The 16536-nt window shown below is 61.3% G+C and carries 14 protein-coding genes; 7 read left to right on the top strand and 7 right to left on the bottom strand.

Annotation, left to right across the window (positions count from 1 at the left end; genetic code table 11):
* Positions 1–128 precede the first annotated feature (128 nt).
* The gene (locus tag J7E41_RS19480; protein ID WP_169356057.1) at positions 129–860 is read left to right on the top strand and encodes a response regulator; all 732 of its coding nucleotides are present in this window, start codon (positions 129–131) and stop codon (positions 858–860) included.
* Entirely contained in the window at positions 850–2319 is a 1470-nt protein-coding gene (locus J7E41_RS19475; RefSeq protein ID WP_214995295.1) for an ATP-binding protein, read from the top strand. The genes J7E41_RS19480 and J7E41_RS19475 overlap by 11 nt, the downstream gene beginning before the upstream one ends.
* Positions 2320–2438: 119 nt before the next feature.
* Here J7E41_RS19475 and J7E41_RS19470 read toward each other — a convergent pair whose 3' ends face one another.
* Positions 2439–3368 carry an AraC family transcriptional regulator gene (locus J7E41_RS19470; protein ID WP_214995290.1) on the bottom strand — a complete coding sequence of 310 codons (930 nt, stop codon included), beginning with the start codon at positions 3366–3368 and terminating at the stop codon, positions 2439–2441.
* A 338-nt stretch (positions 3369–3706) separates the two neighbouring features.
* Between J7E41_RS19470 and J7E41_RS19465 the strand changes: the two genes are divergently transcribed.
* Both J7E41_RS19465 and J7E41_RS19460 read left to right on the top strand, forming a co-directional pair.
* Entirely contained in the window at positions 3707–4048 is a 342-nt protein-coding gene (locus J7E41_RS19465; protein WP_155581349.1) for an antibiotic biosynthesis monooxygenase family protein, read from the top strand.
* Positions 4049–4057: 9 nt separating this feature from the next.
* Complete coding sequence (locus J7E41_RS19460) at positions 4058–4336, top strand: hypothetical protein (protein WP_214995285.1); 279 nt, start codon at positions 4058–4060, stop codon at positions 4334–4336.
* Between the two features lie 158 nt (positions 4337–4494).
* Here J7E41_RS19460 and J7E41_RS19455 read toward each other — a convergent pair whose 3' ends face one another.
* The gene (locus tag J7E41_RS19455) at positions 4495–5127 is read right to left on the bottom strand and encodes a flavin reductase family protein (protein ID WP_214995283.1); all 633 of its coding nucleotides are present in this window, start codon (positions 5125–5127) and stop codon (positions 4495–4497) included.
* Positions 5128–5327: 200 nt separating this feature from the next.
* Between J7E41_RS19455 and J7E41_RS19450 the strand changes: the two genes are divergently transcribed.
* The gene (locus tag J7E41_RS19450) at positions 5328–6083 is read left to right on the top strand and encodes a COG4705 family protein (RefSeq protein ID WP_214995281.1); all 756 of its coding nucleotides are present in this window, start codon (positions 5328–5330) and stop codon (positions 6081–6083) included.
* Between the two features lie 127 nt (positions 6084–6210).
* Here J7E41_RS19450 and J7E41_RS19445 read toward each other — a convergent pair whose 3' ends face one another.
* The 4 genes from J7E41_RS19445 to J7E41_RS19430 form a co-directional block, all read right to left on the bottom strand.
* Positions 6211–7530, bottom strand: coding sequence for an MFS transporter (locus J7E41_RS19445; RefSeq protein WP_214995279.1), 1320 nt, complete (start codon positions 7528–7530; stop codon positions 6211–6213).
* A gap of 678 nt (positions 7531–8208) precedes the next feature.
* Positions 8209–9534: a sigma-54-dependent transcriptional regulator gene (locus tag J7E41_RS19440; RefSeq protein WP_214995276.1), complete on the bottom strand. Its 1326-nt coding sequence runs from the start codon at positions 9532–9534 to the stop codon at positions 8209–8211.
* Positions 9528–11294, bottom strand: a complete 1767-nt coding sequence (locus J7E41_RS19435) for an ATP-binding protein (RefSeq protein WP_214995274.1) — start codon at positions 11292–11294, stop codon at positions 9528–9530. The genes J7E41_RS19440 and J7E41_RS19435 overlap by 7 nt, the downstream gene beginning before the upstream one ends.
* 106 nt (positions 11295–11400) lie before the next feature.
* Complete coding sequence (locus tag J7E41_RS19430) at positions 11401–12924, bottom strand: fumarate hydratase (RefSeq protein WP_003214142.1); 1524 nt, start codon at positions 12922–12924, stop codon at positions 11401–11403.
* Positions 12925–13252: 328 nt separating this feature from the next.
* Here J7E41_RS19430 and J7E41_RS19425 point away from each other — a divergent pair, with 328 nt between their 5' ends.
* Together J7E41_RS19425 and J7E41_RS19420 are read left to right on the top strand one after the other, a co-directional pair.
* A complete protein-coding gene (locus tag J7E41_RS19425; RefSeq protein WP_214995271.1) occupies positions 13253–14185 on the top strand; it encodes an iron-sulfur-binding ferredoxin reductase in 933 nt (310 codons plus the stop codon).
* A gap of 30 nt (positions 14186–14215) precedes the next feature.
* Positions 14216–14965, top strand: a complete 750-nt coding sequence (locus tag J7E41_RS19420; RefSeq protein ID WP_214995268.1) for an enoyl-CoA hydratase — start codon at positions 14216–14218, stop codon at positions 14963–14965.
* 113 nt (positions 14966–15078) lie between these two features.
* Here the strand turns inward: J7E41_RS19420 and pyk are convergent, their stop codons facing one another.
* Complete coding sequence (pyk, locus tag J7E41_RS19415; RefSeq protein ID WP_214995266.1) at positions 15079–16530, bottom strand: pyruvate kinase; 1452 nt, start codon at positions 16528–16530, stop codon at positions 15079–15081.
* Positions 16531–16536: the final 6 nt, after the last annotated feature.

Below are 16536 nucleotides of genomic sequence, written 5' to 3'. Positions count from 1 at the left end.
GCCGCTGCCGAAGGCTGCGATGACCTCGAAGAGGCACAGGTTCTTGAAATCGCTGAAGGCCTTTGGCCTTATCGCAGCCTGCGGCAGCGGCTACAGGGTTAGCCATAACAAAAATAAGGATGATCCCCGTGAGCGTAACCAGTAAGTCCATTCTCCTTGTCGACGACGACCAGGAAATCCGCGAGTTGCTGCAAACCTACCTCTGTCGCGCCGGCTTCCAGGTCCGTGGCGTGTCGGACGGTGCGGGGTTTCGTCAGGCGATGAACGAGGCGCCGTGCGACCTGGTGATCCTTGATGTGATGCTACCCGACGAAGATGGCTTCAGCCTCTGCCGCTGGATCCGCCAGCACCCGCGCCAGGCGCAGGTGCCAATCATCATGCTCACTGCCAGCTCCGATGAGGCCGACCGGGTGATTGGCCTGGAGCTGGGGGCCGACGACTACATCGGCAAACCGTTCAGCCCGCGTGAATTGCAGGCACGAATCAAGGCCCTGTTGCGCCGTGCCCAGTTCGGGCAAGAGCGTAGCGGTGGCGAGGTGCTGGTGTTCGATGAGTGGCGCCTGGACATGGTCAGCCACCGCCTGTTTCATCTGGACGGGGAGGAAGTGATTCTCTCCGGCGCCGACTTTGCCTTGTTGAAGCTGTTCCTCGACCACCCCCAACAAATCCTCGACCGCGACACCATCGGCAACGCCACCCGTGGCCGCGACCTGATGCCACTGGACCGAATCGTCGACATGGCCGTCAGCCGCTTGCGCCAACGCCTGCGGGACACCGAAAAACCACCTCGGCTGATTCGCACGGTGCGTGGCAGTGGCTATCAACTGGCGGCCAGTGTGGTTGCCAGTAATGCCCACTGAACGCTTGAACGAACAACGCCGGCGGTTTCCGGTACCTCGCTCGCTGTTGGGGCGGATGTTGCTCCTGACCCTGCTGGCGGTGTTGTTTGCCCAAGCGTTGTCCAGCGTGATCTGGGTCTCGCAACTGCGGGCCACCCAACTGGAAGGCCTGGTCACCAGCGCCCGCAGCCTGGCCCATTCGATGACCGCCAGTGTCAGTTATTTCCGCTCTCTACCGGTCGCTTACCGCCCGTTGGTGCTGGACCAATTGCGCAGCATGGGCGGCACGCGTTTCGTGGTGACCCTCAACGACAAACCGCTGGACATGGCCATATTGCCCGAGACCCCGCGCAAGCAGGCGGTGCTCAAAGCCGTGGATGAAGTGCTGCGCCAGACCATGGGCAGCGACGTGCACGTCTCGGTGGAGTTTGTCAGCGCCGAGGACCTGCGAATCTTTAACGCGGGCCTGAAGCTAGACGAACTGCCGCGCTCCTGGGCGCATTACGCCTTGACCCTGGAACCGGTCAATCCGCCTGTGCTGGTGACCCAGATTCAACTGGCTCCCGGCGAATGGCTGTACATCGCCTCGCTGTTGCCGGAACCCTACACCAGCCTCGAAGAACAAGGCCTGCCGTCTCAGCAGGTATGGTTTATCGTGCTGACCAGTGCGTTCCTGCTGCTGTTCATCGGCCTGCTGGTGCATTGGCAGAGCCGGCCGCTCAAGCGCCTGGCGCGGGCAGCGCGGGACATGTCCCTGGGCGCTGACGTGGAACCGGTGGCCGAAGGTGGTGGCAGTGAAGTGGTGGAAGTAGGACGGGCCTTCAATGCCATGCGCGAACGCATCAGCCGCTACCTGACCGAGCGCAGCCAATTGTTCAGCGCCATTTCCCACGACCTGCGCACACCGATCACGCGTCTGCGGTTACGGGTGGAATTGCTGGAAGATGAAAAACTGCAGGCCAAGTTCGGTCGGGACCTGGATGAGCTGGAGTTGTTGGTCAAAGGCGCATTGCAGTGCGTCAAGGACACCGACATCCACGAGAACATCGAACCGGTGGACCTCAATTACGTGCTCGATTGCCTGGTGGAACCTTACCTGGCACCCAACGGCAACGGCCGGGTGACTCAGCATGGACGGGCGCTGGCGCTCTACCAGGGCAAACCGCTGGCTCTCAAGCGCTGCATGGGCAACCTGATCGACAACGCCCTGAAGTATGGGCAGAACGCCCATTTGTACATCGAAGATGACGGCGCGGAGTTCATCCTCCACGTCGATGACGAAGGCCCCGGCGTGCCCGAACAGCGCCTGGAACAAGTCTTCGAACCGCACTTCCGCCTCGCCGGGCAGCAGCAAGGCTACGGCCTGGGCCTGGGCATCGCGCGCAACATCGCCCATAGCCATGGCGGTGAGGTGAATTTGCAGAATTTGCGTGAGGGTGGCTTGCGGGTGACCTTGCAGTTGCCCCGCAGTCTGGATTAAACCCCTGTAGCCGCTGCCGAGGCACGAGGCTGCGATGGGCTGCGAAGCAGGCCCCGAGGGCGGTCCTGCGGACACGCATCGCAGCCTCGTGCCTCGGCAGCGGCTACAGGTTTGCAGTGTTAAACGCTCAAGCGCAAGCGTGCCAAATCCCGCAACGGCGGCGCCCCAAACAACCGGCTGTATTCACGGCTGAATTGCGAGGGGCTTTCATACCCCACCCGATATCCAGCCGCGGAGGCCTCCAGGCCTTCGGCAATCATCAGACGCCGCGCCTCTTGCAGGCGCAGTTGCTTCTGATATTGCAACGGACTCATGGCCGTCATCGCCTTGAAACGGTGGTGCAAGGTCGAGACGCTGAGGTTCACTTCCTTGGCCAGGTCATCAATGCGCAGCGGCTGTTCATAGTTGCCGTTCAACCACTTGATGGCCTGGCTGACCCGATGGCTCTGGCTGTTGGCGACGGCAATTTCATACAGTCGATAGCCCTGTGGGCTACGCAACAGGCGATACAGAATCTCGCGGCTGATCAGCGGCGCGAGCATGGCAATGTCTTTGGGCGTGTCCAGCAGGCGCGTCAGGCGCAGCACCGCGTCCAGCAACTGGCTGTCGAGACGGTCGACATACAAGCCTCGCGCCGTCGGGCGAGTGGGCACACCCATGGGCCCAGCCTCGGCGATCAGCGCGGTGATTTGCGCCGGGTCGATGTCCAGGCGAAGTGACAGGTTAGGGTTTTCCGGCGAGGCCTCGATAATGCGTCCGGCTACCGGCATCGACACCGAAAACACTAGGTAATTAAGCGGGTCATACGCGAAGGTTTCGTCTGCCAGGCGCACTTCCTTGCTGCCGTGGGCGAGGATGCACAACGCCGGTTGCGCCAGCACGGGCATGAAGTCCCGTGGCGCGTTATGCCGGTTGAGCACGAACGAATTGATCGCCGTGGCGTAGGAGCCGTCCTCACAGGTGTGACGCAGAACGATATCGGCCAACTCTGCGCGTTGCTTTTCCATGTCGGGGTCGAGGGGGGCAGGGCGATGTTCTAGCGACGACATGGGGCATCCTCTGGGCGCTTTGACGATGGGCACAGCTTAAAGGCGGGTTTCCAAACAGTGTTACGCCAATTCTGCACAATCCTTGCCTGATCCTGCGATAAATCATGGATCAGGCAAGCAGGGTCGCTGTCACCTGGCGGTAACCCGCATGAAACAAGGCCGTCATGCTCAGCGTAAAACCTGTGGCTTGAACGCTATCTCTACGCTTCTCGCAGGATTGTGCAATAAGCCGGCAGGAATCGACTAACCACGCGTGCGGGGGCGCCGTTATCTTTGATCCTGTGGCAACACACCCCCACCGTGTTGCCGAGCATCACTTCTCAACGGGAGAGTCGAACATGTCCACCCCCATTCCCGCGAGCCATATGGCCTTTATCCGTGCCCGTACCGGGTGCAGCACCGAACTGGGTGCACGCTTGAGCAGTTTGATCGAACCGGGCCGTCAGGCTCAGGGTTGCCTGCAATTCTCGTTGCAGCATTCCCTGTCTGATCCGGATGTGTGGCTGATCTCGGGTTTCTGGAGCAGCGAACAGGCGATGAGTGCCTATTTCAGTTCCCCGGCCTTGATGATCTTTACCGAGTTGGTCAATGACCTGGTGATCCGCAGCATGGACTTCCAGACCTTCACGGATACCTCTGCCGTCAACGCTTACGGCGAATACCTGCAACTGGCTGGATGAGTGTTTAGAATGGCCAACTTTCCATTGGCCAGGACCTGCAACATGGCACGTAAAGAGTTTTCCCATCACGAAGCCGTTTCCGCCGTAGTGCCGGGAGAAGGTGGCTACAGCGCCGCCGTCGCCGTCAAGGCACTGGATGGCATGGGCGCACCGCGCTTTCACAAGATCCTTGATGAGCAGAAGTTCAAGACCGCCGATGACGCCGACGACGCTGCCGCGCAGCAACTTGAGCGATTGATCGACGTCGACGAAGACGGTCAGTTGACGTGGGCTGTTGCTGCCGGCTGAGGCCGTAACACTGAAGATCAAATGTGGGAGCGGCGGTGCGACGATTCGACTTGCTCGCGAATGCGTCCTATCAGTTGAAATATTTATATCTGATACACCGCCTTCGCGAGCAAGTCGAATCGTCGCACCGCCGCTCCCACACTTTGACTGCATTCCAGTCAAACTTTGTTTGTGCCTGGCCGGTACATCTTGAACAAGGCCTCAGGCCCCAACTGGAAGTAATCTGCCGGGCCGCCGCCGCGCAGAATAGGCTCGGCGGCAGCGGTGTCGTACACCCCATCCTTGAGCAACCACTTGGCGATGTGCACGGCGACTACTTCGCCGAGCACCAGCCAGCTGGGCACCAATTCCTGGTCGGCTCGCTGCAACTGAATGATCTGCGTCACCTTGCACTCGAACGACACCGGGCTCTCGCCCACCCGCGGTACGCCGACGATTTTCGAGGCCACCGGCGTCAGGCCGGACAATTCGAACTCGTTGACCTCGGGTGACACGGGCGCGCAGCTCTGGTTCATCTGCTCGGCCAACGGGCGGGTGGCCAGGTTCCATACAAACTCGCCGGTCTGTTCGATGTTGTTCAGGCTGTCTTTGCGTCCGACACTGGAAAAGCCAATGATCGGCGGAATGTAGTTGAAGGCGTTGAAGAAGCTGTAGGGCGCCAGGTTCAGGCGGCCTTCGCGGTCCTGGGACGAAATCCAGCCAATCGGCCGAGGGCCGACGATGGCATTGAACGGGTCGTGGGGCAGGCCGTGGCCGTTGGCGGGTTCGTAGAAATGGATATCGTCGGACATGGCCGGGGTTCCTGCTGGGCGGTTCTGGAAGGGCATCATAGTGCAAGCCATGGCGATGGATTTCCACCGATGTCTGCGGCGAAGCATGGAATTTTCATGCACTGCCCACCTATTTTTCACAGCTCTGCGTTCAGTCTGCGCGCCAGGTCGACACCCCTCTGTGTCGGCCTTCAAGACTGAACTCTGGAGCCTTCTGCGTCATGAACAAACTTCCTCAGATCACCCTGGCGTTCTGGGTCATGAAAATCTGCGCGACGACCCTGGGCGAAACGGCCGGGGACTTGCTGTCGATGACCTTGAATGTCGGTTATGCCATCAGTTCGATGATCCTGATCAGCGTGTTTCTGGTCACCCTGGTGACGCAACTCTGGTCGAAAACCTACAACCCGGTGCTGTACTGGATCGTGATCTTGTCCACCAGCACTGCCGGCACCACCCTGTCGGACTTTATGGACCGCACCTTGGGCTTGGGTTACGCCACGGGCTCCCTGATCCTGATCTCGATACTGGTGGCGATCTTTGCTCTATGGCGTGTCAGCGGCGACTCGCTGAACGTGAACAAGGTCCAGACCTTTCGCGGTGAGCTGTTCTACTGGGTAGCGATCCTGTTCTCCAACACCTTGGGTACGGCGCTGGGGGATTTCCTCGCCGACGATTCGGGGCTTGGTTTTGCCGGTGGTGCCTTGCTGATCGGCGCGAGTATCGCGGTGGTGGTGTTGCTCAAGTACTTCACGAAGATTTCGTCGGTGCTGCTGTTCTGGGTGGCGTTTGTGTTGACCCGGCCGTTCGGCGCTACGTTGGGCGACTTCCTGACCAAACCCCTTGAAAAGGGTGGGCTGGATTTCGGCACCATTGGCTCGTCAGCAGTGTTGGCGGCGGTGCTGGTGGTGATGATTGCCGGGGCTTCGTATGCGCAGCGCCGGTATGGGCAGCAGGGGGTTGCAGAGTTGTCTTGAGGTAGGTGCGATTCGTCAAACGATGAGATCGAAATGTGGGAGCGGGCTTGCTCGCGAAAGCGGAGTGTCAGTCACTGATGTGCTGAATGACACACTGCTTTCGCGAGCAAGCCCGCCCCCACATTTTTTAGTCCGTGGTAATCCGCGAATGCTTGCGGGTGTCTTTCATGGTCACATAAACCACCAGCGACACCGCGATACACGCGGTCACGTACCAGTAGTAGCCGGTTTCCATGCCGATGCTCTTGAACCACAGCGCGATGTATTCAGCGGTACCGCCGAAGATCGACACGGTCAGTGCATACGGCAAGCCAACGCCCAGGGCGCGGATTTCGGTAGGGAACAGCTCGGCTTTCACCACAGCGTTGATCGAGGTGTAGCCGCTGACGATGATCAGCGCCGCCATGATCAGGAAGAACGCGCCCCACCAGCTCTGGATGGTGTGCAGGGTGGTGAGGATCGGTACGGTGAACAACGTCCCCAGGATGCCGAAGGCAATCAGGATCGGCCGGCGACCGACCTTGTCCGATAGCCCGCCGACAATGGGTTGCAGGCACATGAACAGAAACAGTGTGGCCGCCGAGATGGTGGTGGAGTCGGAGATGCTCATGCCGACGGTGTTCACCAGGTACTTCTGCATGTAGGTGGTGTAGGTGTAGAACGCCAGGGTGCCGCCCATGGTCAGGCCGACCACGGTCATCAGTTCCTTGGGGTGACGCATCAAGGTGCGCATGGCGCTTTCCTTGGCTTTTTCCTTCTTGGTGAACGACTCGGTTTCTTCCATGCCGCGACGCAGGTACAGCGCAACGATTGCACAGAGGGCGCCGATGACGAACGGGATACGCCAGCCCCAGTCGTACAGTTGCTCGGTGGTCAGCGTCTGTTGCAGCACGATCAGCACACCGAGGGCGATGAGCTGGCCGGAGATCAGGGTCACGTACTGGAAGCTGGAGAAGAAGCCGCGACGTTCCTTGGTCGCCATTTCACTCAGGTAAGTGGCCGAGGTACCGTATTCGCCACCCACCGACAGCCCTTGCAGCAGACGGGCGAACACCAGCAGGATCGGCGCGCCGACACCGATGGTTTCATAACCAGGGGTCAGGGCGATGATCAGCGAGCCGAAGCACATCAGCAGTACCGAGGCCATCAGCGCGGCTTTGCGGCCCTTGCGGTCGGCATACAGGCCCATCAGCCAGCCACCGATAGGGCGCATCAGGAAGCCCACGGCGAAGATCGCGGCGGTGTTGAGCAGTTGGGCGGTGGTGTCGCCTTTGGGGAAGAAGGCTTTGGCGAAGTACAGCGAGAAAGCGGCGTAGACGTACCAGTCGTACCACTCGACCATGTTGCCGACCGATCCACTGAAGATCGACTTGATCCGGCTGGAGGTGGTGCGTTCTTTTGCCGGCGCAGCCGCCGACCCTAGAGGCAGGGAGTTGGAGTTATCCATTGAAGGATCCTTCATCTAATTGTTTTTGTGGAGCGCGTGCAAACGCAGCCTGGTCGGGTTATAGCAGGAGCTGTGCCAAGCAGACGAAGGCCCGGTCTAGAAGGGTTGCAGGTTTTTATTGAGCGGAAAGTCGCTGATGATTTGTGAGTGATGAGCGGAAAACCGCTCAATGGCCTGGCAAGTGGGTTGTCTTTAAGGGCCTCATCGCAGGCAATCCCGACTCTCACATTTGATCGGTGCTGTTGCTGATAACTCGGTCAAAGGTGGGGGCTGGCTTGCAATGAGCATGGGTATCTACACATTTCTTGAATCTCCTTAAAAACCCTGTAGCCGCTGCCGAGGCACGAGGCTGCGATAAGGGTCGCAGGACCTTCGGCGGTTTCAAGAGACTGGCGACTGCTACGCAGCCGATCGCAGGCTGCGCCAGCGGCTACAGAGGACGGCATTTATCTCGCGGTATTTATCTGTAGCCGCTGCCGAGGCACGAGGCTGCGACAAGGGCCGCAGGACCTTCGGCGGTTTCAAGAGACTGGCGACTGCTGCGCAGCCGATCGCAGGCTGCGCCAGCGGCTACAGAGGACGGCGTTTATCTGAGCATCCGAGGCAGAAAGCCAAGTCTGCGAAGTTGTGTTGATACCTATCCTGCGATGAGGCCCACGCGGGCAACACGACGTCAGCCTAGAGAAACGTCTCCCGTGCCAACCCGTGCCGCTGCATCTTTTCATTAAAGGTGCGCCGTGGCAGTTGCAACTCCGCCAGCACCGCCTTGATATCGCCTTTGTGCCGGGTCAGCGCCGCTTTCAGGCAGTGGGCTTCAAAGGCTTCCTGTTGCGCCGCCAGTGATTGCCCCGCCTCGATGCCTTCCGGCTCCGGTTCGCCAAGCCCCAACACTTGGCGCTCGGCGACGTTGGCCAACTCACGTACATTGCCCGGCCAGTCATGGCTGAGCAGCCGCCCCAATTGCGGCCCACTCAGTGGCACAAAACTGCGGCCCAGGCGCTCGGCGGCACTGTGTGCGAAGTGTTCGAACAGCAGCGGAATATCTTCCCGGCGCTCGCGCAAGGGCGGCAGGCGCAACTGCGCGACGTTCAGCCGATAGGCCAAGTCCTCGCGAAAACGCCCGGCCCGTGCTTCGTCCAAGAGGTCCGGCTTGGTCGCGGCAATGATCCGCAAATCCACCTTGATGCTCTGGTTGGAGCCCAGCCGTTCGAGCTTCTGCTCCTGCAACACCCGCAGCAACTTCACTTGCTGGGCCAAGGGCATGCTTTCGATTTCATCGAGAAACAGCGTTCCGCCATCGGCATATTCCAGTTTGCCAATACGCTTGCCTTGGGCGCCGGTAAAGGCGCCGCTTTCATGGCCGAACAGCTCGGCCTCGAACAACTGCTCGGGAATCGCTGCGCAGTTCAATGCCACAAACGGTTTCTTGGCTCTGGGCCCGAAATCGTGCAGGCAACGGGCAACCAGTTCTTTGCCGCTGCCGGTCTCGCCACGGATCAACACGTTGACCGGCAGGGTTGCCAGGTCCAGCACTTGCCGGCGCAGGTTCTGCAAGCTGCGGGAGACGCCGAGGAGGCTTGCGTCCAACTTGGCCCGGTGATCGGCCTGTTGATGCAGGCGACGGTTTTCCAGGACCAACCCGCGCTTGTCCAGCGCTCGGCGCAGGCTGCTGAGCAGGGCCTCGGGGCTGAAGGGTTTTTCCAGGAAGTCGTAGGCACCATCGCGCATGGCCTCCACGGCCATCGGTACATCACCGTGGCCAGTGAGCAGGATCACCGGCAGGTCGGTATCGCGCCGCTGCACCTCGGCCAATAACTCCAGGCCACTGAGCCCCGGCATGCGCACATCGCTGAGGATTACCCCGGGGAAATCCCTGGGCAACTGCAGCAGGCATTCCTCGGCGCGGCTGAACAGCTGCACTTCGAAGCCCGCCAGGCTCAGCCATTGTTCGACGGCCGTGCGGATGCTGGCTTCATCGTCGACCACAATCACCGCGTTCAACATAGGTCTGGCGTCTCCAGGGCGATGGGCAAGGTCAGGGTGAAGATCGCGCCGTCACCCTGGTTGGCGGCGCTCAGGCGGCCGCCCAGTTCGTGGACGATAGCGTAGGACACCGCCAGCCCCAAGCCGAGCCCGTCACCCACCGGTTTAGTGGTGAAGAACGGGTCAAACACGTTATTGAGGTGATCTTCGGCAATGCCGCCGCCGCTGTCGCTGACCGTGAGTTGCCACAGTTGTTGATCGGCGTGCAGGCGAATTTCCAGGCGTTTGCGCGGTTTGTCGGCCATGGCGTCCAGGGCATTGCGCAGCAGGTTGATCAGCACCTGCTCCAGGCGAATTGCATCACCGCGTACCCAGGCCGGACGAGTCAGGTCCAGCACCGCGCCGATGGATTCGTCCCGCAGGCGAGCGTCGAGCAAGTGCAGGGACTGATCCACCACCGTTGCCAGGTCCAGGCGTTCACGCAGCCCACTGGGGCTTTTGCGGGCGAAGGTCTTGAGGTGGCCGGTGAGGGCGGCCATGCGGGTGAGCATGTCATCCAGCGGGGTCAGGGCCTTGTAGGCGTCATCCACCCGGCCGTGATCCAGCAGCAGCCGCAGCGTCGCCAGCTGCATGCGCTGGGCGGTCAGTGGTTGGTTGATCTCATGGGCGAGTGCGGCGGACATCTGCCCCAGTGCCGCCAGCTTGGCCGACTGCACCAGGCCATCCTGGGCGGTGCGCAGGTCGCGGGTGCGCGCTTCTACCAACTGCTCAAGTTCTTCCCGGCTGCGCTGACGCAAACGGGCCAGGCGCCAGCGTTGGGTCAGGAACAGCAGCAGGAACACCAGCGTCAGCCACAACCCGGCCGCGGCGAGGCCGGCATTACGTTGTTCTTCGGCCGCCCGCTGGGGTTTGCGCAGCAGGTGCAGGGTCCAGCCTTCAGCTTTCAGCGGCAGGGATTCCCACAGGTAGTCGGTAACGCCCTCAGGGCCATCGACGCGCATCAGGTGGCTGTTGTCGCCAAAACGCTGCAAGGCCTGGGTGTCCAGGGGCAGCAGCTGCTTCTTGTCGTATTGCCGGGTGGCCTTGAGTTCGGCATGGTCGCTGTCCGACAGCGGGCGCAAGGCGCGATAGCGCCAGCCCGGTTGATTGGCGATAAACACAATGCCTCGGGCATCGCTGACCAGCAGCAAATCATTGCCCTGCGCCCACTCACGCTCCAGCTCCGGAAACTCCAGCTTGACCACCATGGCGCCGAGGAACTGCTGGTGTTCATCCAGGACCGCGCTGGAGAGGAAATAACCCGGAATGCCGGTGGTCACCCCCACGGCGTAAAAGCGCCCAGTACCCTGGCTCAGGGTCTGGCTGAAATAGGGGCGAAACGCGTAGTTGTGCCCGACATAACTGCTGGGCAAGTTCCAGTTGCTGGCGGCTACGGCCAGGCCGGTGCGGTCCATCAATTCCAGGGTTGAAGACTGGGCCGCGCCGTTGATGCGCTCCAGTTTTCGGTTGAGCAGGTCCTGGGTCGCGGCGTCCAGCGGGCCCTTCAAGGCGCTGATCATTTCCGAGTCCAGGGCCAGCACGGCGGGCAGGGCGCGGTAGCGTTCGATCAGGGTATGCAGGGAGTTACCGTACAGCCCAAGTTGTTGATTGGCGCGGGCCGCATCGTCCACCAGGGACTGGCGTTCGGCGTGACGCATCGCCAGGCCGGCAGCGAGCACGGCGCCGGCCACGATCAGTAGGGTGTAGAGGGTCAAACGCAATGGGCGGGAAATCGCGATCATATGCAGATGAACGAGGGTAATTAGGGGCGAGCACCATAGCATGTGCAATAAAAAAGGCGACCGGGCCATGTAGCCCAGGTCGCCTTTTATCCTTGCAGTGAAATGCTTACTGCACTTCTACCGCCAGGCTCTCACTGATCTTTTTCTGCCAGATGGCGGGACCTGTGATGTGTACCGATTCACCCTTGCTGTCTACCGCAACGGTCACCGGCATGTCTTTCACGTCGAACTCGTAGATCGCCTCCATGCCCAGTTCGGCGAAAGCCACCACGCGGGATTTCTTGATGGCTTGGGCCACCAGGTAAGCCGCGCCGCCGACAGCCATCAGGTAAACGGCCTTGTGGTCCTTGATCGCTTCGATAGCGGTCGGGCCGCGCTCGGATTTGCCGATCATGCCCAACAAGCCGGTTTGCTCGAGGATCTGGCGGGTGAACTTGTCCATCCGCGTGGCGGTGGTAGGACCGGCTGGGCCGACGACTTCTTCGCGCACCGGATCAACCGGGCCGACGTAGTAGATAAAGCGACCCTTGAGGTCCACCGGCAGGGTTTCGCCCTTGTTCAGCATCTCGACCATGCGCTTGTGCGCTGCGTCGCGACCGGTGAGCATCTTGCCGTTGAGCAGCACGGTTTCGCCCGGCTTCCAGCTCTGCACGTCTTCCGGGGTCAGGGTGTCGAGGTTGACGCGACGGGCCGACGGGCCAGCTTCCCAGACGATTTCCGGGTAGGCATCCAGCGGTGGCGCTTCCAGCGAGGCCGGGCCGGAACCGTCGAGCACGAAGTGTGCGTGGCGGGTAGCGGCGCAGTTCGGGATCATGCACACCGGCAAGGAGGCTGCGTGAGTCGGGTAGTCCATGATCTTCACGTCGAGCACGGTGGTCAGGCCACCCAGGCCCTGAGCGCCGATGCCCAGTTGGTTGACCTTCTCGAACAGCTCCAGGCGCATCTCTTCGATACGGTTGGAGGGGCCGCGTTTTTTCAGCTCGTGGATGTCGATGGACTCCATCAACACTTCCTTGGCCATCACTGCGGCTTTCTCGGCGGTGCCGCCGATGCCGATGCCCAGCATGCCCGGTGGGCACCAGCCGGCGCCCATGGTCGGAACGGTCTTGAGCACCCAGTCGACGATCGAGTCGGACGGGTTGAGCATGGCCATTTTCGACTTGTTCTCGGAGCCGCCGCCCTTGGCTGCCACGTCCACTTCCACGGTGTTACCCGGGACGATGGAGTAGTGGATTACTGCTGGGGTGTTGTCCTTGGTATTTTTGCGCGCGCCTGCCGGGTCGGCGAGGATCGAGGCCCGCAGGACGTTTTCCGGCAGGTTGTAAGCCTGGCGCACGCCTTGGTTGATCATATCGTCCAGGCTCATGGTGGCGCCATCCCAGCGCACGTCCATGCCTACGCGTACGAAAACGGTGACGATCCCGGTGTCCTGGCAGATCGGGCGGTGGCCGGTGGCACACATGCGCGAGTTGATCAGGATCTGCGCCATGGAGTCACGGGCTGCTGGCGATTCTTCGCGCAGGTAGGCTTCGTGCATGGCCTGGATGAAGTCAACGGGGTGGTAGTAGGAAATGAACTGCAGGGCGTCGGCAACGCTCTGAATCAGGTCGTCTTGCTTGATCACGGTCATGAGTCGCGCTCCTCTATAAGACGGGAACATTCAATAAAGGTGTCTTCAGTGGGGTGCATCGGTCGGCTGAAGGCACCTTTCCAAGGCACGCCGGTAGTGCTGGGGTAGTGCTGGCGCGACGCTAAAAAGGCGCGGCAGTATAACCCGGCGCGGTGGCTGATACACCCGACTATGGTCATAAATGCTGGATGCGCTCCACGGTAGGAGCGAGGGGGACGCCTGGTTCTTGCTCGCGAAAAATGTGAATGTGATGGGTTTCGTCATATGCCCCGCGTTATCGTTAGCGACCATCGCGAGCAAGCTCGCTCCTACATTTAGAGAAGGTTTCATGCCTGAGCTCCACGTCGGCGAACGCCGCTGGTCGGTACCCACCGGCAGCAACCTGCTGGACGCCCTGAACCAGGCGGGGGTCGCCGTGCCCTACAGTTGCCGGGCGGGCAGTTGCCATGCCTGTCTGGTGCGTTGCCAGGGCGAGGTTCAGGACAAACAACCCGATGCCTTGAGCCCGACGCAACGCCAGGACGGCTGGCGCCTGGCATGCCAGTGCCAGGTCACGGGCGACCTGCAGGTGGAAGCCTTCGACCCGCGCACGGATGGCCTGGTTGCGCACGTACTGCGCGCCGACTGGTTGAACCCGGCGGTGCTGCGTCTGCGTCTGCAACCGGAAATTGGCCTGCGCTACCAGGCCGGGCAGCACCTGGTGTTGTGGGCGGGGAGGGTCGCGAGGCCGTATTCCCTGGCCAGCCTGCCCCAGGTCGACCCGTATCTGGAGTTTCACCTCGATTGCCGTCTGCCCGGCGAATTCAGCGATGCCGCCCGAAAGCTGAAGACGGGCGACAGCCTGCGCCTGGGCGAACTGCGGGGTGGCGCGTTGCACTACGACCCGGACTGGCAGGCCCGTCCGCTCTGGTTGCTGGGCTCCGGCACCGGCATGGCACCGTTATGGGGTGTGCTGCGCGAGGCGTTGCGTCAGGATCATCAGGGCGCCATCCGGGTCATTCACCTGGCGCATGATGCCAACGGGCATTACTTGGCCGAGCCTTTGGCAGCGCTGGCTGCCAGCCATCCCAACCTCAGCGTCGAGCTATGGACGGCGGCTGAGCTGACTGAGGCTTTGGCGCAACTGCGGCTTGTTTCAAGGCAAACTCTGGCTTTACTCTGCGGGCACCCTGCCAGCGTCGAGGCCTTTTCAAAGCGCCTGTTCCTGGCGGGACTGCCGCGCAATCAACTGCTGGCCGACGTCTTCCTGCCCCGTGGTTGAGCGCTGAATTTCCCAGCCGCGAGATATGCCATGACCGACGCCATCCTGCTGCAACGCGAACGTGGGCTGCTGATCTTGCAGCTCAATCGCCCGGACAAGAAAAACGCCCTGACCCGCGCCATGTACAGTCAGTTGGCCGAGGCGCTGGAGCAGGCTGACGCAGATGCCACCGTGAATGCTGTATTGATCCAGGGCAGTTGCGAGTGCTTCACCGCAGGTAACGACATCGGCGACTTCCTCGAACAGCCGCCGACCGACCTCGACAGCCCGCCTTTTCACTTTATGAAGAGTCTGCTCAATTGCCGTAAACCGGTGATTGCTGGCGTGGCGGGGGCGGCAGTGGGTATTGGTACGACGCTGCTGTTGCATTGTGACTTGGTTTACATCAGCCGGGATGCGCGGTTGCGCATGCCGTTCGTCAACTTGGGGCTGTGCCCGGAGTTCGGCTCCAGCCTGATCCTTCCGCGTTTGTTAGGGCATGCCAAGGCAGCCGAACTGTTGCTGTTGGGTGAGGGGTTTACCGGTGAACAGGCTGCCGCTTGGGGTATTGCCACTGAAGCATTGGGCAGCGGCGAATCAGCCTTGGCCAAGGCACGAGAAGTGGCTGAGCGTTTCGAAACCCTGGCGCCCGGTGCGGTACAGGTCAGCAAACAGCTGATGAAAAGTGTCGACCGCGAACAGTTGCGCCGCGTGATCGAGGAAGAAGGTGCCTTGTTTACCCAGCGGCTGAAGTCGCCGGAGGCGATTGCGGCGTTGTCGGGGTTTATCAACCGACGCTAACCAAATGTGGGAGGGGGCTTGCTCCCGATGGCGGTTGATCAGTGACGGATAAGCTGACTGTCACACCGCTATCGGGAGCAAGCCCCCTCCCACATTGTTTTTCAGTGTGTCACTCAGACCATCTTGTCGCCAACGTGCAGGATCTTCATGCCGTTAGTGCCACCAATGGTGTGGTAGCTGTCGCCCTTGGTCAGGATGACCCAGTCGCCTTTCTCCACAACGCCACGCTTGAGCAACTCGTCGATCGCGGCCTGGCTGACTTGCTCAGGCGGCAGCGATGCCGGGTCGAACGGTACGGTGTAGACGCCACGGAACATGGCCGCGCGGGCCTGGGTTTCGCGGTGCGGGGAGAACGCGTAGATCGGGATCGAGGAACGGATACGCGACATGATCAACGGCGTGTAGCCACTTTCGGTCAAGGCGATGATCGCTTTCACGCCCGGGAAGTGGTTGGCGGTGTACATGGCGGCCAGGGCGATGCTCTGGTCGCAGCTTTCGAACACCTTGCCGATGCGGTGGCTGGAGGTCTTGCTGGTCGGGTGCTTTTCAGCGCCGACGCAGATCCGCGCCATGGCCTGGACGGCTTCCAGAGGGTACGGGCCTGCGGCACTTTCAGCCGAGAGCATCACGGCGTCGGTGTAGTCCAGCACGGCGTTGGCCACGTCGGACACTTCGGCGCGGGTCGGCATCGGGTTCTGGATCATCGACTCCATCATCTGGGTCGCCACGATCACCGCTTTGTTGTGGCGGCGAGCGTGCAGGATGATCTTCTTCTGGATACCGATCAGTTCGGCGTCACCGATTTCCACGCCCAGGTCGCCACGGGCAACCATCACCGCGTCGGACGCCTTGATCAGGCCGTCGAGGGTTTCGTCATCGGCCACGGCTTCGGCGCGTTCGATCTTCGCCACCAGCCAGGCGGTACCGCCAGCTTCATCGCGCAGCTTACGGGCGTATTCCATGTCGGCGGCGTCGCGCGGGAAGGACACGGCGAGGTAGTCCACTTCCATTTCGGCGGCGAGCTTGATGTCGGCCTTGTCTTTCTCGGTCAGGGCCGGCGCCGTCAGGCCACCGCCGCGACGGTTGATGCCTTTGTGGTCGGACAGCGGGCCGCCGATGATCACGGTGCAGTTCAGCTCAGTGACGGTAGCGGTGTCGACGCGCATGACCACGCGACCGTCGTCCAGCAGCAGCTCGTCGCCGACGCCGCAATCTTTCACCAGGTCCGGGTAGTCGATACCCACGACTTGCTGGTTGCCGTCGGTCAGCGGATGGCTGGTGGAGAAGGTGAACTTGTCACCGATCTTCAGCTCGATCCGCTTGTTGGTAAATTTGGCGATACGGATTTTCGGGCCTTGCAGGTCACCCAGCAGTGCAACGAAGCGGCCATGCTTGGCGGCCAGGTCACGCACCAGCTTGGCGCGAGCCTTGTGCTCGTCCGGGGTGCCGTGGGAGAAGTTCAGACGGGCAACGTCCAGGCCAGCCAGAATCAGCTGTTCGAGGACTTCCGGCGAGTTACTGGCCGGGCCAAGGGTGGCGACGATTTTGGTACGACGGACGGACATGCACGG

It is taken from the genome of Pseudomonas fluorescens, assembly GCF_018614655.1.
GTDB classification, from domain to species: domain Bacteria; phylum Pseudomonadota; class Gammaproteobacteria; order Pseudomonadales; family Pseudomonadaceae; genus Aquipseudomonas; species Aquipseudomonas fluorescens_BX.
Note: the sequence above shows the minus strand (reverse complement) of the source record. Positions and strands in the feature narration are given on the sequence as shown.

What these genes read in the sequence shown, in the direction of transcription:
- J7E41_RS19425 (WP_214995271.1), top strand. Translation starts at nt 13,253, where the DNA reads ATGCCTGAGCTCCACGTCGGCGAACGCCGCTGGTCGGTACCCACCGGC.
- J7E41_RS19455 (WP_214995283.1), bottom strand. Translation starts at nt 5,127, where the DNA reads ATGTCCGACGATATCCATTTCTACGAACCCGCCAACGGCCACGGCCTG.
- J7E41_RS19420 (WP_214995268.1), top strand. Translation starts at nt 14,216, where the DNA reads ATGACCGACGCCATCCTGCTGCAACGCGAACGTGGGCTGCTGATCTTG.
- J7E41_RS19450 (WP_214995281.1), top strand. Translation starts at nt 5,328, where the DNA reads ATGAACAAACTTCCTCAGATCACCCTGGCGTTCTGGGTCATGAAAATC.
- J7E41_RS19475 (WP_214995295.1), top strand. Translation starts at nt 850, where the DNA reads ATGCCCACTGAACGCTTGAACGAACAACGCCGGCGGTTTCCGGTACCT.
- J7E41_RS19470 (WP_214995290.1), bottom strand. Translation starts at nt 3,368, where the DNA reads ATGTCGTCGCTAGAACATCGCCCTGCCCCCCTCGACCCCGACATGGAA.
- pyk (WP_214995266.1), bottom strand. Translation starts at nt 16,530, where the DNA reads ATGTCCGTCCGTCGTACCAAAATCGTCGCCACCCTTGGCCCGGCCAGT.
- J7E41_RS19430 (WP_003214142.1), bottom strand. Translation starts at nt 12,924, where the DNA reads ATGACCGTGATCAAGCAAGACGACCTGATTCAGAGCGTTGCCGACGCC.
- J7E41_RS19460 (WP_214995285.1), top strand. Translation starts at nt 4,058, where the DNA reads ATGGCCAACTTTCCATTGGCCAGGACCTGCAACATGGCACGTAAAGAG.
- J7E41_RS19465 (WP_155581349.1), top strand. Translation starts at nt 3,707, where the DNA reads ATGTCCACCCCCATTCCCGCGAGCCATATGGCCTTTATCCGTGCCCGT.
- J7E41_RS19440 (WP_214995276.1), bottom strand. Translation starts at nt 9,534, where the DNA reads ATGTTGAACGCGGTGATTGTGGTCGACGATGAAGCCAGCATCCGCACG.
- J7E41_RS19435 (WP_214995274.1), bottom strand. Translation starts at nt 11,294, where the DNA reads ATGATCGCGATTTCCCGCCCATTGCGTTTGACCCTCTACACCCTACTG.
- J7E41_RS19445 (WP_214995279.1), bottom strand. Translation starts at nt 7,530, where the DNA reads ATGGATAACTCCAACTCCCTGCCTCTAGGGTCGGCGGCTGCGCCGGCA.